Source organism: Microbacterium altimontanum (genome assembly GCF_058349865.2).
This window is the reverse complement of record NZ_JBYRJB020000004.1, coordinates 336091-350819: the sequence shown is the minus strand read 5'-3', so window position 1 is coordinate 350819 and position 14729 is coordinate 336091. Positions and strand designations below refer to the sequence as shown.

Genomic DNA, 14729 nt, shown 5'->3' with positions numbered 1-14729 from the left:
GATGCGTCGGCTCAGACGAGCGAGCGCAGCACGTACTGCAGGATGCCGCCGTTGCGGTAGTAGTCCGCCTCACCGGGGGTGTCGATGCGGACCACGGCGTCGAACTCCACCGGTGCCTTGCCCTGGGGCGAAGAGTCGGTGGGCGTGGCGACCACGTGCACGGTCTTCGGCGTCGAGCCCTCGTTGAGCGCCTCGATGCCGGTGATCGCGAACTCCTCCGTGCCGTCGAGGCCTAGGGAATCCGCCGTCTCGCCGGCGGGGAACTGCAGCGGGATCACGCCCATGCCGATGAGGTTCGACCGGTGGATCCGCTCGAAGCTCTCCGCGATGACCGCCTGCACGCCGAGGAGCGTCGTGCCCTTGGCCGCCCAGTCGCGCGAGGAGCCGGAGCCGTACTCCTTGCCCGCGAGCACCACGAGCGGAGTGCCGGCGGCCTGGTAGTTCACGGAGGCGTCGTAGATGAACGACTGCGGTCCACCATCCTGCGTGAAGTCGCGCGTGTAGCCGCCCTCGACGCCGTCGAGGAGCTGGTTGCGCAGCCGGATGTTCGCGAACGTGCCGCGGATCATCACCTCGTGGTTGCCGCGACGCGAGCCGTACGAGTTGAAGTCCTTGCGGTCGATGCCGTGCTCGGTGAGGTACCGGCCGGCCGGGCTGTCGGCCTTGATCGCGCCGGCGGGCGAGATGTGGTCGGTCGTGACCGAGTCGCCGAGCTTCGCGAGCACCCGGGCGCCGGAGATGTCGGTGACGGGCTCCGGCTGCGCCGCCATGCCCTCGAAGTACGGGGGCTTGCGCACGTAGGTCGACTCGTCGTTCCACTCGAACACCGCGCCGGTGGGCGTCGGCAGCGACCGCCACCGCTCGTCGCCGTCGAACACCGACGAGTACTCGCGGTTGAACATGTCGGTCGAGATCGACGAGTCGATCGTCGCCTGCACCTCGCCGGCGTCGGGCCAGATGTCCTTGAGGAACACCTCGTTGCCCTCGCTGTCGGTGCCCAGCGCGTCGGTGTCGAAGTCGAAGTTCATCGACCCGGCCAGCGCATAGGCGATCACCAGCGGCGGCGACGCGAGGTAGTTCATCTTGACGTCGGGGTTGATGCGACCTTCGAAGTTGCGGTTGCCCGACAGTACCGCGGTCACGGCGAGATCGCTCTCGTTGACGGCGGCGGAGACCTCCTCGATCAGCGGACCGGAGTTGCCGATGCAGGTCGTGCAGCCGTAGCCCACGGTGTAGAAGCCGAGGTTCTCGAGATCCTCGGTCAGCCCCGACTTGTCGTAGTACTCGGTGACGACCTTCGAGCCGGGGGCCAGCGTGGTCTTCACCCACGGCTTGACCTTCAGCCCCTTCTTCGCCGCGTTGCGGGCCAGCAGGCCGGCGGCGAGCATGACCGACGGGTTCGAGGTGTTGGTGCACGAGGTGATCGCGGCGATCGTGACGGCACCGTGATCGATCGTGTACGTCTCGCCGTCGGCCGACGTGACCTCGGTCGGCTTGGAAGCCGTCTTGGGCGCGTGCGAGTGGTGCGAGTGGCGGTGGATGCTGTGCTCGTCCTCGGGCGAGTTCGCCGGCGGGTCGGATGCCGGGAACGACTCGGCGATCTCGAGGTCGACCAGGTCGTGCTCGGCGTCGGCGTAGTTGCGCAGGTCCTGCTCGAACTGCACCTTCGACTCACTCAGCAGAATGCGGTCCTGCGGGCGCTTCGGACCGGCGATCGACGGGACGACGGTGGAGAGGTCGAGCTCGAGGTACTCGCTGAACACGGGCTCGACGGCCGGGTCGTGCCAGAGCGTCTGCTCCTTCGAGTACGCCTCGACCAGCGCGACCTGCTCGTCGCTGCGGCCGGTCAGCCGCAGGTAGTCGAGCGTCACCTCGTCGATCGGGAAGATCGCGGCGGTCGACCCGAACTCGGGGCTCATGTTCCCGATCGTCGCGCGGTTGGCGAGCGGAACGGATGCCACGCCCTCGCCGTAGAACTCGACGAACTTGCCGACCACGCCGTGCTTGCGCAGCATCTCGGTGATCGTCAGCACGACGTCGGTCGCGGTGACGCCGGCGGGGATCTCGCCCGACAGCTTGAACCCGACGACGCGCGGGATGAGCATCGACACCGGCTGGCCGAGCATCGCGGCCTCGGCCTCGATGCCGCCGACGCCCCAGCCGAGCACGCCCAGGCCGTTGACCATCGTGGTGTGGGAGTCGGTGCCGACGAGGGTGTCGGGGTACGCGCGCAGCACGCCGTCGACCTCGCGGGTGAAGGTGACGCGGGCGAGGTACTCGATGTTCACCTGGTGCACGATGCCGGTCCCGGGCGGCACGACCTTGAAGTCGTCGAACGCCGTCTGGCCCCAGCGGAGGAACTGGTAGCGCTCGCCGTTGCGCTGGTACTCGATCTCGACGTTGCGCTCGAACGCGTTCGGCGTGCCGAACAGGTCGGCGATCACGGAGTGGTCGATGACGAGCTCCGCCGGCGACAGCGGGTTGATCTTCGTCGGGTCGCCGCCGAGGTCGGCCATCGCCTCGCGCATCGTGGCGAGGTCGACGATGCAGGGCACACCGGTGAAGTCCTGCATCACGACGCGCGCGGGCGTGAACTGGATCTCGGTGTTCGGCTCGGCGTTCGGGTCCCACGACCCGAGCGCCTGGATCTGCTCCTTGGTGACGTTCGCGCCGTCCTCGGTGCGGAGCAGGTTCTCCAGCAGGACCTTGAGGCTGAACGGGAGCTTCTCGTAGCCCTCGACGGCGTCGATCCGGTGGATCTCATAGTCGGTGCTGCCGACCGTCAGGGTGCTCTTCGCACCGAAGCTGTCAACCGTGGACACGTCTCGTCTCCTTCGTCGGCGGCGGTTGGCAGGCGTTCGCCCGCCGTCCCATCATCCCCCGTCGCACGGACCGCCACCAGTGAGGGGCGCCTTACCGGCACAGGGGAAATTTATCTTGATATCAAGATAAATGTATCACTCCCCCATGGTCGGCGACGCGTGCGACGCACCGTCCGCCGGCTTCGGATACAGCCCGCGCACGGCGAGCCATGTGACCGCCACGAGCGGCGCGAACAGCGGCAGGCCGAGGATGAGCTTGAGCGTGCCCAGCGCCGTCACCTGATCGGCGAGGAAGAGCGGCAGCTCGACGGCGAGGCGCACCGCGAACAGTGCCGCCCAGGCGATCGTGAGCCAGAACAGCACGCGCCGCTTGCGCCGATCGCGCCGCCACGCGGTGCCGTCGTTCATGAGCCAGCCGACCGCGACGCCGATGAGCGGCCAGCCGATGAGCGCCGAGACCAGCAGCGCGGTGCCGTAGACGCCGTTCGTGACGAGGCCCAGCACGAAGTTGTCGGCCGCGCGGCCCGTCCACAGGGCCAGCGCGGCGGCGGCGCCGGTCGCGATGAGACCCCCGATCGCGGCGGAGGCGGGTGAGCGCATGATGAGCCGCGCCGCGGTGAAGACGACGGCGAGTCCCACCGACAGCCCGACGGCGAGCCAGAGGTCGCCCTGCTTCGATCCGGGCTGCACCGTGAGCGTCCACACGACGACGAAGACGAGCGTGGGGAGAACGGACTCGAGGATGCCCCGCCAGCCGCCCATCGCACGCCACACGACGTGACCGGTGCTGCCGCCGCGCGCGGGATCGAGGCCCGCCCGGCGGGCGGCGGCGCCGAGGGCGGCGCCGATCATGTCGGATGCGGCCGGCTCGGCCGCATCCTTCCGTCCGTTCTCCGGGTCCGTCACGCGGCGCCCGGCGTCGACGGCATCTTGAGCGGGATGAGGTCGCGCGGCGGCATCGGCGACCCTCCGCGCACGACGACGATCGAGCGGAAGAGGTCCTCGAGCTTCGCCGCGGCATCGATGTCGGCCGTGGCGGCTCCGCCGATGACGCCCCGGAGGAACCATCGCGGTCCGTCGACGCCGACGAATCGCGCGAGCCGACGCCCGGCCGTGCCGTCCGGCGAGACGACGGGGACCTCGGCGAGCAGCTCGGCACCGAGCGGCCCCTCGCGCTCCTCGACGCGTCCGCCCTGCTGGCGCACCTGCTGACGGATCTGCTCGCGGGTCTCGTCCCACAGCCCCGCCGACCGCGGAGCGGCGAACGGCTGCACCTGCAGCGTCGAGTCGGCGTAGTCGAGTCCGACGGCCACGATGCGCTGCGACTGCTCCTCGACCTCGAGCCGGAGGTTCAGCCCCTCGCGCGGGAGGATCTTGATGCCGCCGAGATCGATGTACGGGCGGACCGGATTCGCCTCGGAGTCGTCGAACGGCCCGGCCGTGGCGCGGTCGGCGGGTGCCGACTTGTCGGCGCCGGAGGCGGAGGTGGCATCGGTCATGAGGTTGTCCTCGTCTCGTTCTGGTAGCCGGTGGAGCCGAACCCGCCGATGCCGCGGGCGCTGTCGGGCAGCGCGTCCACGGGCAGGAACACGGCGCGGGTGACCGGCATCACGATCAGCTGGGCGATCCTGTCGCCGGCGGCGATGTCGTACGCCTCGCCGCGGTCGGTGTTCAGCAGGGTCACCTTGATCTCCCCGCGGTAGCCGGCGTCGACGGTGCCGGGCGAGTTCACCACCGTGATGCCGTGCTTGGCGGCCAGCCCGCTGCGCGGGACCACGAAGGCGGCGAACCCGTCGGGCAGGGCGATCCGCACCCCGGTGCCCACGAGCGCCCGCCGGCCCGGCTCGAGGCGGACGGCCTCGGCGGCGACGAGGTCGGCCCCGGCGTCACCGGGGTGCGCGTAGGCCGGAACCTCGGGGGCGATAATGGGAACGTCCACGGTTTCGGTCACTCATCGAGGGTAATGCAGAAGACATCAGCGGGCGCCACCTCCGGCGCCGACATCCGGTACCGCGAGCGCCTGACGCCGTCCCTGTGGACGATCGTCGCCGCAGCGGTCGCGGCCCCCATGGCAGCGATGGTGTTCGTGCCGTTCGACAAGACCCTCGCGCTCGTGATCGGATGCGTCGTCGCGGTGCTCGTGGTCTGGTTCGTGCTCGCCGCCGCCCCGCGCGTCGAAGTGGCGGGCGGCGAACTGCGAGCGGGGCGCGCGCACATCCCGGTGTCGCAGCTCGGCGAGCCGAGCTGGGCGACCGGGGCGGACGCCCGCGACCTGCGCGGTCCCGGTCTGCCACGGGACGCGTGGCACCTCATCCGCGGCGGGATCGACGGCATTCTGAGCGTCGAGGTGACCGACCCGGCCGATCCGGTTCCGGTGTGGATCGTGTCGTCCCGCACACCGGATCGGCTCGCGGCGGCGATCCGTCGTGCGCAGCGCGCGGACACGACGGACGCCGCCTGACGGCTCAGGCCGCGCAGTCGATGCAGATGGGGCCGGCCGCGTCTTCGTGATCGAGCTGCGAGCGGTGCTTGACGAGGAAGCAGCTCATGCAGGTGAACTCATCCTCCTGCGGGGGAAGGACGACGACATCCAGCTCGAGGTCGGACAGGTCGGCACCGGGCAGCTCGAAGCCCGAGGGGTTGTCGGAATCCTCGTCGCCGGTGGAACCTGAGAGCTTGTCGGGAACCCGCTCTTTCAGGGCCTCGATCGACTCGCTGTCGTCCTCGTTCTTGCGCGGTGCGTCGTAATCGGTGGCCATTCCTGGAGGTCTCTACTTTCCCATGGTGATGTGCATGCGCCCGTTCGGGGCGGCGACAGTCTGCATGACGCGAGGGCATTTCGCAAATGGGGATGCGGGCGCCCCCGCGGTCGGGTCGTGAACGTGCGATGAAACGGACGGCACGCCCGCGATATTCCCTGCGACGGGGCTCCTCCGTGCGAACATGGGCGCACATCCGCAATGGAAAGGCGCGGTTCGCATGGAACAGCTCAGAGTCATCGGATCCGAAGACGACGCCCTCGTCCTCGCGACCGAATCCGGACAGCGCTTCACGCTCGCCGTCGACGACGTGCTGCGCAGCGAGCTCAAGCGCGCGCACCGGCACGCCGAGCGCGCTGAACCGCGCGGTGCGCGACCGAGCCCGCGCGACATCCAGGCGCGGGTGCGCGCCGGTCTGTCGGCCGCCGAGGTCGCGGAGGCGCTCGGCGTCACCCTGGAGGACGTCGCCCGGTACGAGGGCCCGGTGCTCGCGGAGCGGGAGCACATGGTCGGGCAGGCACTCGCCGTCCCGGTGCTGGTCGCCGGCGATCTCGACGACGGCTCGCCGACCTTCGGCGGCGCCGTGCGGATGAAGCTCGCGGAGGCGGGCGCAACCGGTGAGCGCTGGACGAGCTGGAAGGACGAGACAGGCTGGATCCTGAAGCTCGAGTTCACCGCCGCCGACGTCGACCACGACGCCCGGTGGAGCTTCGACCCCCGCCGCAGCACACTGTCGCCGCTGAACGCCGACGCGTCTCAGCTGTCGCGCCAGGGATCCCTTCCGGAGGGACTCATCCCCCGGCTCCGTGCCCTCGATGTGCCGCAGCCGAAGGACGACTCCCGCTTCGACAGCGGGGCCTTCGGCCCGCGTCGGCTGCAGGTCGAGACCGACGACGAGTCCGCGCCGGCCGCGGCGTCATCGGTGACGGACGCCGCGATCAAGCGGGCGCCGGAGCAGTCGCAGACCTCGAGCGAGACGGCGGATCTGCTCGAAGCCCTGCGGCGACGGCGGGGACAGCGCGCACCGCTCCCGTCGGAGGCCGACGAGGTGCCGGCCGCATCGGAGCCGGTCGCGCTGTTCGACGCCCTCGAGCCCGGTTACGACCCGGCCGAGGAGGAAGCGCCGACGCGGGAGCCGGAGCCCGAGCGCGCGCACGCGACGCAGGGCGATGCGCGGCGCAAGGGACGCACGGCGATGCCCTCGTGGGACGAGATCGTCTTCGGCGCGCGCACCGAGGACAGTTGAGCTCAGCGGTCGGCGTACGCTCCCAGGCGGACCAGCGGCACGACCCGCTCCTCGTCGGTGAGCGAGCCGTGCTGGCCGATCATCTTCTGCGGCCCCTTGTCCGCTTCCCGGTCGTCGTAATACGCGATGCCCGCGCGAGCGGCGACGAGCACGTCGCCGATCCGGTCGCGCACGGCGTCGTCCACCCACCCGAACACCCCCGCCGCGATCGCCTCGTCACGGGAGAAGACCCAGGACCGCCCGCTCTCCGACGCGCGCCAGGCGGCGAGCACCGCATCAGCCCGGCCCGGCTCCGCGTACAGATGGAGCATCCGCGGCTCGCCCGCGACGGTGCGGACGTCATCGGTGAGGCCGTCGCCGTCGCGCAGCAGGATCTGCCGGTGGCGGGGCACATCCACCATCCCGTGGTCGGCCGTGACGACAGCCCCCACACCGGGCGTCAGCGCGGCATCGAGGGTTCGCGCCGCGCCGTCGACGCGTTCGAGCACCGCCGACCATTCGTCGGACTGCCAGCCGTGCTTGTGCCCGACGCCGTCGAGCTCCGGCGCATAGACGTAGATCAGGGCGCCCGGATGCCGCGCGGCGAGGTCCGCCGCGGTCGTGACCCGCTCCTCGACGGCACCGGCGGAGAAGATCTGCGCACCGCGCAGCGTGGCGGCGGTGAAGCCGCTGTGGGTGAACTTCGCCTGGGAGACCACGAAGCACGGCCGTCCCGTCTCCGCCTCACGCTGCATGATCGGCTCGCTGCGCTGCCAGACACGAGGGTCGAGAGTCCCCTCGTCCCAGCCCTTGAGCTGGTTGACGGCGACGCCCGTCGCCGGGTCGACGACGCGGTATCCGACGACCCCATGGGCGCCGGGTGCCGTGCCGGTGAGCAGGCTCGTGAGGGCGGCGGCGGTGGTGGACGGGAAGACCGTGCGCGTGACATCGCGTCTGGCGCGAGCCGCCGCCAGGAATCGGGCGTGCCCGGACCTCGCGCCCAGGTTCAGCGCTCCCAGCCCGTCGACCACGAACACGATGGCAGCGGAGGCCGGGGCGAACCAGCCCGAGGTACCGGACAGGGATGCCACCAGCTGCGGCACGACCCCGGTGAGGCTCCGGGCATGCGGCGGCTCGGCCGGTAGGCTGATGGTCATCGGGGCCAGTCTCGCACACGACGCGCGGCCCCTGTCCGCCCACCCGAGAGCCGGAGCCGTATGCCTGCCAAGACCCCTTCGCCGTCGAGCCCGGATCAGGAGCGGATCGAAGACGTCGACGTCTCGGCGGAGATGCAGGGGTCGTACCTCGAGTACGCGTACTCGGTGATCTATTCGCGGGCGCTGCCCGATGCGCGCGACGGTCTCAAGCCCGTGCAGCGACGCATCCTGTTCCAGATGGCCGAGATGGGCCTGCGTCCCGACAAGGGACACGTCAAGAGCGCCCGCGTCGTCGGCGAGGTGATGGGAAAGCTGCACCCGCACGGCGATTCCGCGATCTACGACGCGCTCGTCCGGCTCGCCCAGCCGTTCACGATGCGGGTCGCGCTCGTCGACGGTCACGGAAACTTCGGCTCGCTCGACGACGGCCCGGCGGCGTCGCGGTACACCGAGGCGCGGCTGGCGCCGCCGGCGCTGGCGCTGACCGAGAGCCTCGACGAGGACGTCGTCGACTTCATCCCCAACTACGACGGCCAGTTCCAGCAGCCGCAGGTGCTCCCGGCCGCGTTCCCGAACCTCCTCGTCAACGGCGCATCGGGCATCGCCGTCGGCATGGCGACGAACATGGCGCCGCACAATCTCATCGAGGTGATCGCCGCCGCGGTGCACCTGCTGGAGAATCCCGATGCCACGGTCGAGGAGCTCATGGAGTTCGTCCCCGGGCCCGACCTGCCCGGCGGCGGCATCATCACCGGCGTCGACGGGATCAAGGAGGCGTACCAGACCGGCCGCGGCAGCTTCCGCACCCGGGCGAAGGCGACCGTCGAGTCGCTCGGCCCGCGCAAGACCGGGATCGTCGTCACCGAGCTGCCGTACCTCGTGGGACCGGAGCGCGTGATCGAGAAGATCAAGGACGCCGTCACCGCGAAGAAGCTCACCGGCATCTCCGACGTCGCCGACCTCACCGACCGCAAGCACGGACTGCGCCTCGTGATCACGGTCAAGACCGGCTTCGACCCGAAGGCCGTGCTCGAGCACCTGTACCGGCTCACGCCGCTCGAGGACTCGTTCGCGATCAACAACGTGGCCCTCGTCGACGGTCAGCCGAAGACGATGGGCCTGCGGGAGCTGCTGCAGGTGTACCTCGACCACCGGGTGCAGGTCGTCACGCGGCGCAGCGAGTACCGTCTCGCACGGCGCCGTGAGCGCCTCCACCTCGTCGAGGGACTCCTGATCGCGATCCTCGACATCGACGAGGTCATCCAGGTGATCCGCAGCTCCGATGACAGCGAGCAGGCACGCACGCGGCTGCGCGACGTGTTCGATCTGTCCGAGCTGCAGGCCGAGTACATCCTCGAGCTGCGGCTGCGGCGGCTCACGAAGTTCTCGCGCATCGAGCTGGAGGCGGAGCGGAACGAGCTGAACGCCGCGATCGAGGAGCTCGTGCGGCTGCTGGGCGACGATGTGCTGCTGCGGCAGCAGGTCGCGCGCGAGTTGGACGCCGCGGCCGACGCGTACGGCACCCCCCGGCGCACGCTGCTGCTCGACGGCGGGCCCGTCCGGCCCCGGAGCGCGAAGCCGACGGCGGAGCTGGAGATCGCCGACACCCCGTGCCGCGTCTTCCTGTCTGCCACCGGCCGCATGGTGCGGGCCGATCTCGTCCCGGACGTCCCGGGCGGCGGCATCGTCACACCCGCCCGGCGGTTCAAGCACGACGCGATCCGCGCGAGCGTCGACACGACCGTCCGCGGCGATGCGGGCGCGGTGACATCGGCGGGCCGGCTCGTCCGCTTCTCCCCCGTCGACCTGCCGGCGGTTCCGGGGAACTCCGTCCAGCCGGCGGCGGGCACCCGCGCCGATCAGTACCTCGCCCTGGCCAAGGACGAGCACGTCGTCGGGATCGTTCCGCTGGCGGACGAGCCGGCGATCGCCCTCGGCACCGCGGCCGGCGTCGTCAAGCGGGTGTCGGCCGGTGAGATCTCGACCAAGCACGACGTCGAGATCATCGCCCTGAAGCCCGGCGACGCGGTCGTGGGGGCGGCGCCGGCTCCCGATGACGCCGAGCTCGTCTTCGTGACGTCGGATGCGCAGCTCCTGCGGTTCCCGGCATCGTCGGTGCGACCGCAGGGGCGCGGCGCCGGCGGGATGGCGGGCATGCGCGTCACCGCCGGCGAGCGGGCGGTGTTCTTCGGAGCCGTTCCGGCCGACGCCGCGGACGCCGTCGTGGTGACGGTGGCGGGGTCGAGCCAGGCTCTGGCCGGCGCCGACGCCGGGACCGCGAAGGTCTCCGACTTCGCCGAGTACCCGGCGAAGGGGCGCGGCACCGGTGGCGTGCGCGCACAGCGCTTCCTGAAGGGCGAGGACGCCCTGCGACTGGCATGGATCGGCGAGGCCGCGCGCGCCGTCGGCACCGACGGCAGCGTGCGGCAGCTGCCCGAGACGGGCGCGAGGCGGGATGCGTCGGGCACGCCGTTGGACGGCGTGGTCGGCGCGATCGGCACCGCCGTGCGCTGACGCCCGCGCGTTGCGCGCCGGAGCGGCGGCCTACGCGTCGATGCGCTCGCGCGCGAGGCGGTGGCTGGAGTCGACGATGAACGACCGCCGCGGGGCGACGTCGCTGCCCATCAGCATCTCGAAGACGGCCGACGCCGCCTCCGCGTCCTCCACCCGCACGCGGCGGAGCGTGCGTCCGGCCGGATCCATCGTCGTGGTGGCCAGCTGCTCCGCATCCATCTCGCCGAGCCCCTTGTACCGCTGGACGGGCTCCTGCCACCGGCGCCCCGACTTCGAGACCTTCGCGAGCAGCGCGTGGAGCTCCTGCTCGCTGTACGTGTAGATCGTCTCGTTGGGCTTCGTGCCGGGGTTCACGACGATCACCCGGTGCAGCGGCGGCACGGCGGCGAACACCCGGCCGTCCTCGATGAGCGGCCGCATGTAGCGGAAGAAGAGGGTCAGCAGCAGGGTCCGGATGTGCGCACCGTCGACATCCGCGTCGCTCATCATGATGATCTTGCCGTAGCGTGCGGCGCTCAGGTCGAACGACCGCCCGGAACCGGCGCCGATCGACTGGATGATCGCGGCGCACTCGGCGTTGCCGAGCATGTCGCCGATCGAGGCCTTCTGGACGTTGAGGATCTTGCCCCGGATGGGCAGGAGCGCCTGGTGCTCGCTGTTGCGTGCGAGCTTCGCGGTGCCGAGGGCCGAGTCGCCCTCGACGATGAACATCTCCGATTCGGCGACGTCGTTGGAGCGGCAGTCGACGAGCTTCACCGGCAGTGACGACGACTCGAGGGCGCTCTTGCGGCGCTGGGTCTCCTTGTGCGCGCGCGCCGAGATGCGCGCCTTCATCTCGGAGACGATCTTGTCGAGCAGCTGTGACGCCTGCGCCTTGTCGTCGCGCTTGGACGACGTGAGCTGCGCGGTGAGCTGCTTCTGCACGACGTTCGAGACGATCTGACGCACCGCCGGGGTGCCGAGCACCTCCTTGGTCTGTCCCTCGAACTGCGGCTCCGCCAGGCGCACCGTGAGGACCACCGTCAGTCCGGCGAGCATGTCGTCCTTCTCGAGCTTGTCGTTGCCGATCTTCAGCTTGCGCGCGTTCTGGTCGACCTGGGCGCGGATGGCCTTGACGAGGCCCTGTTCGAAGCCCTGCTGGTGGGTGCCGCCCTTGGGCGTCGCGATGATGTTGACGAACGACCGCACGACGGTGTCGTATCCGGTTCCCCACCGCACGGCGATGTCGACGTCGCACGAGCGCTCGATCTCGGTCGGCACCATCGCCCCCGACGGCTGGAGCACCGGGACGTTCTCGGTGAAGCTGCCCGAGCCGGTGAGTCGCCAGGTGTCGGTGACGGGCGCGTCCGTGGCGAGGAACTCGGCGAACTCCGAGATCCCGCCGTCGAACCGGAACACCGACTCGACGGGCTCGAATCCGGCGGCCACCTCGCGCTCGTCGCGGATCACGAGTTCCAGGCCCGGCACGAGGAACGCCGTCTGCCGCACCCGCTGCTCGAGCTCGGTGAAGCCGAACGCGGCGTCCTTCGTGAAGATCTGCGTGTCCGCCCAGTAGCGGATGCGTGTCCCGGTGACGCCCTTGGCCACCTTTCCGACCGTGCGCAGACGGCTGGCCGTGTCGAACGGCGTGAAGGGAGCGTCCGGCCCCTCGCCGTCGAAGATGCCCGGCTCGCCGCGGCGGAACGACATCGCCCACGTCTTGCCGTCGCGGTCGACCTCGACGTCGAGCCGGCTCGACAGAGCGTTCACGACCGACGCGCCCACGCCGTGCAGGCCGCCCGAGGCCGCGTAGGATCCCCCGCCGAACTTGCCGCCGGCGTGGAGCTTCGTGAAGACCACCTCGACGCCCGACAGGCCCGTGCGCGGTTCGATGTCGACGGGGATGCCGCGTCCGCGGTCGCGCACCTCGACGCTGCCATCGGCGTACAGGATCGTGTCGATGCGGCTGCCCGACCCGCCGAGCGCCTCGTCGACGGAGTTGTCGATGATCTCCCAGAGGCAGTGCATGAGGCCGCGCGAATCGGTCGAGCCGATGTACATCCCGGGCCGCTTGCGGACCGCCTCGAGCCCCTCGAGCACCTGCAGATGATGGGCGGAGTACTCAGCAGTCACAATCCTCAAGGATATCGGGCGGGCCGATAGGCCCTGGCCCGACACACGGCCCGCTCCCCGGCCCGTACGCGCTGAGCGAAATGCGCGGCGATCCGGGCATCCCCACAGGCCGCCCGTGGTTGTATTCCTTGTACGCACCGTCCATCACACAGCACGAGGAGGCAGACGATGAGCACACTCACAACCCCCGAGGAGCAGGCCCTCGTCGAGTACCGCCTGACGGCGATGGACCGGTGCGACGCGTGCGGCGCACAGGCGTACATCGCCGCCGTGGTGGGCGGCAGCGAGCTCCTCTATTGCGCGCACCACGGGCGCAAGTTCGAGGAGAAGCTTCGCAGCGTCGCCACCAGCTGGCACGATGAGACCGCCCGCCTCGACCAGGCCTGAGCCTGCCGCACGTCGGTGTCGGCGCCGTGAGCGCCTGAGCCGGCCGCTTCCTCAGCGGTAGCGGCGCTCGAGCCGCGGCGAGATCCGCAGCATCACCTGTTCGCCGATCGTCCCCAGGATCTCGGCGGCATCCGTCATCGTCCCATGGGCGCGGCCGCCGAGCAGGGCGACCTCGTCGCCGATCGCCGCGTCGGGCCAGCCCTCCACCTCGCACTGCGTCGCGGAGATGGACAGCAGCGTCCGCGGTCCGGCGGGAGTCGCGACGTCCCAGCGACCGGCGAGCCGTGAGTCCAGGCCGTCGAGCGACCCCACCGCGACGGTGACGCGGCCGCCGTCCACTCCCGCGACCGGAGCCACGAGGGTCGCGATGGGACGGATGCCGAGTTCGGCGTCGCTCGGCCCGTCGGAGGGACGGATGCCGTAGGCGAACGCGCCGATGCGCACGAGATCGAAACGGAACTCGGCGCGAGCGAACGCCGCCGCGCTGGCGGCGAGGTGCCGCAGGACGGGGCGATCGCCGAGCGCCTTCGCCGCCGCGACGAAGATCTCGCGCGAGGCGTCGTCCTCGGCGTCCGATGCTTCCGCGATATGACTCCAGACGCCCTCGACCCGGAGCGCTCCCCGGGCCTCGGCGGCGCGCGCGTCGGCGACGGCGTCCGCCCACCCCTCGGGGCGGATGCCGTTTCGATGCAGACCGCTGTCCACCTTCAGATGGACCCGAACCGTACCGCCGGTCTTCGCGGTGACGCGCGCCGCATCGCCGATCAGCCCACGCGTGCCGAGGCCGAGCTCGATGTCGTCGTCGATCGCCGCGCGGATGTCGTCGTCGCCGTAGACGGTCCAGGCGAGGATGCGTGCTCCCCCCGCTGAGGCCGGTCCGGCGACTCGGCGCACCCGCTGGGCGGTGTCCACATCGAACGTGCCGAACCAGCGCACTCCCGCGGCGACGGCCGTGCGGGTGATCGTCTCGAGCCCGTGGCCGTACGCGTCGTCCTTCACCACGAGCAGGTGTTGCGCGGGCGCCACCGTGGTGCGGATGCGCCGCAGGTTCGCCTCGAACGCCGCGAGGTCGACATCCACGCGCGCCGTCATCGCACGTCCTCCCGCTGTGCGCGGGCGCCGGCGAGGACGGCGATCTCCGCAGCGGCGAGCCCCGTCGCCGTGACCCAGTCGGCCAGGGAGGGCTCCCCGCGCGCCGGGTCGCCGAAGAAGACGACCTCGTCGCCCGGCTCCGCGTGCAGATCGCCGAGATCGATGACGCAGGCGTCCATCGCCACGCGTCCCACGATGGGCGCGCGCCCGCCGGCCACGGCGACCGTGACGGCGCCGCCGACCTCGCGGACCACTCCCTGCGCGTAGCCGCCCGACACGAGACCGATCAGGGTGTCGTGGGCGGCGCGGAAGCGGTAGCCGTACGAGACGCCCTCGCCGGTGCGCAGCGGCTTCGTGCCGAGCAGGCTTCCCCGCAGCGACATCACGGGCCGCGCCGGCGCGCGCGGTCCGACCTCGCTCGGCAGGCCCCACAGTGCGGACGGGTCGACGGAATCGGCCGGAGTGTCGCCGTCGGCGAGCACGCGCAGCCCGGCCGCTGCCACGGTCTCGGCGCACGCGGCGAGGCCGTGGCCCCAGGCGTCGCGGCGCAGATCGGCGACGGCGCCGTCGCCGTGCGCGGCACGCAGCGCCGCGGCGTTCGCGTGCAGCGCGGAATGGGAGATCAGGGCGCGGACGGGGCGCGGGGCGGTGGCGGTCATGC

Annotated in this window: 13 protein-coding genes; 4 read left to right on the top strand and 9 right to left on the bottom strand. The window is 71.1% G+C overall.

Annotated features, from left to right (window positions below):
• Positions 1–11: 11 nt before the first annotated feature.
• The 4 genes from acnA to dut form a co-directional block, all read right to left on the bottom strand.
• On the bottom strand, positions 12–2822 hold the full coding sequence (gene acnA, locus AC3RX1_RS09110) for an aconitate hydratase AcnA (protein WP_491500912.1): 2811 nt from the start codon (positions 2820–2822) through the stop codon (positions 12–14).
• A gap of 135 nt (positions 2823–2957) precedes the next feature.
• Positions 2958–3674, bottom strand: coding sequence for a DUF3159 domain-containing protein (locus AC3RX1_RS09105; protein ID WP_491501010.1), 717 nt, complete (start codon positions 3672–3674; stop codon positions 2958–2960).
• A 50-nt stretch (positions 3675–3724) separates the two neighbouring features.
• Complete coding sequence (locus tag AC3RX1_RS09100) at positions 3725–4321, bottom strand: DUF3710 domain-containing protein (protein WP_491500911.1); 597 nt, start codon at positions 4319–4321, stop codon at positions 3725–3727.
• On the bottom strand, positions 4318–4773 hold the full coding sequence (dut, locus tag AC3RX1_RS09095) for a dUTP diphosphatase (RefSeq protein ID WP_491500910.1): 456 nt from the start codon (positions 4771–4773) through the stop codon (positions 4318–4320). Before dut ends, AC3RX1_RS09100 begins: the two co-directional genes overlap by 4 nt.
• 12 nt (positions 4774–4785) lie before the next feature.
• On the opposite strand from dut, the gene AC3RX1_RS09090 reads away from it, so the two are divergent.
• Positions 4786–5283 carry a DUF3093 family protein gene (locus AC3RX1_RS09090; RefSeq protein WP_491500909.1) on the top strand — a complete coding sequence of 166 codons (498 nt, stop codon included), beginning with the start codon at positions 4786–4788 and terminating at the stop codon, positions 5281–5283.
• A 4-nt stretch (positions 5284–5287) separates the two neighbouring features.
• On the opposite strand, the gene AC3RX1_RS09085 is transcribed toward AC3RX1_RS09090, so the two are convergent.
• Positions 5288–5581 carry a DUF4193 domain-containing protein gene (locus AC3RX1_RS09085; RefSeq protein ID WP_491500908.1) on the bottom strand — a complete coding sequence of 98 codons (294 nt, stop codon included), beginning with the start codon at positions 5579–5581 and terminating at the stop codon, positions 5288–5290.
• 220 nt (positions 5582–5801) lie between these two features.
• Here AC3RX1_RS09085 and sepH point away from each other — a divergent pair, with 220 nt between their 5' ends.
• Positions 5802–6827, top strand: coding sequence for a septation protein SepH (gene sepH, locus AC3RX1_RS09080; RefSeq protein ID WP_491500907.1), 1026 nt, complete (start codon positions 5802–5804; stop codon positions 6825–6827).
• Between the two features lie 2 nt (positions 6828–6829).
• Here the strand turns inward: sepH and AC3RX1_RS09075 are convergent, their stop codons facing one another.
• Positions 6830–7963, bottom strand: coding sequence for an alkaline phosphatase family protein (locus AC3RX1_RS09075; RefSeq protein WP_491500906.1), 1134 nt, complete (start codon positions 7961–7963; stop codon positions 6830–6832).
• 60 nt (positions 7964–8023) lie between these two features.
• Here AC3RX1_RS09075 and AC3RX1_RS09070 point away from each other — a divergent pair, with 60 nt between their 5' ends.
• Positions 8024–10477, top strand: a complete 2454-nt coding sequence (locus AC3RX1_RS09070; protein WP_491500905.1) for a DNA gyrase/topoisomerase IV subunit A — start codon at positions 8024–8026, stop codon at positions 10475–10477.
• 30 nt (positions 10478–10507) lie between these two features.
• On the opposite strand, the gene AC3RX1_RS09065 is transcribed toward AC3RX1_RS09070, so the two are convergent.
• Entirely contained in the window at positions 10508–12589 is a 2082-nt protein-coding gene (locus tag AC3RX1_RS09065; RefSeq protein ID WP_491500904.1) for a DNA gyrase/topoisomerase IV subunit B, read from the bottom strand.
• Positions 12590–12757: 168 nt separating this feature from the next.
• Here AC3RX1_RS09065 and AC3RX1_RS09060 point away from each other — a divergent pair, with 168 nt between their 5' ends.
• Entirely contained in the window at positions 12758–12976 is a 219-nt protein-coding gene (locus AC3RX1_RS09060; protein ID WP_491500903.1) for a DUF7455 domain-containing protein, read from the top strand.
• 51 nt (positions 12977–13027) lie between these two features.
• On the opposite strand, the gene AC3RX1_RS09055 is transcribed toward AC3RX1_RS09060, so the two are convergent.
• Together AC3RX1_RS09055 and AC3RX1_RS09050 are read right to left on the bottom strand one after the other, a co-directional pair.
• The gene (locus tag AC3RX1_RS09055) at positions 13028–14068 is read right to left on the bottom strand and encodes an alanine racemase (protein WP_491500902.1); all 1041 of its coding nucleotides are present in this window, start codon (positions 14066–14068) and stop codon (positions 13028–13030) included.
• Positions 14065–14727 carry an alanine racemase C-terminal domain-containing protein gene (locus AC3RX1_RS09050; protein ID WP_491500901.1) on the bottom strand — a complete coding sequence of 221 codons (663 nt, stop codon included), beginning with the start codon at positions 14725–14727 and terminating at the stop codon, positions 14065–14067. The genes AC3RX1_RS09055 and AC3RX1_RS09050 overlap by 4 nt, the downstream gene beginning before the upstream one ends.
• Positions 14728–14729: the final 2 nt, after the last annotated feature.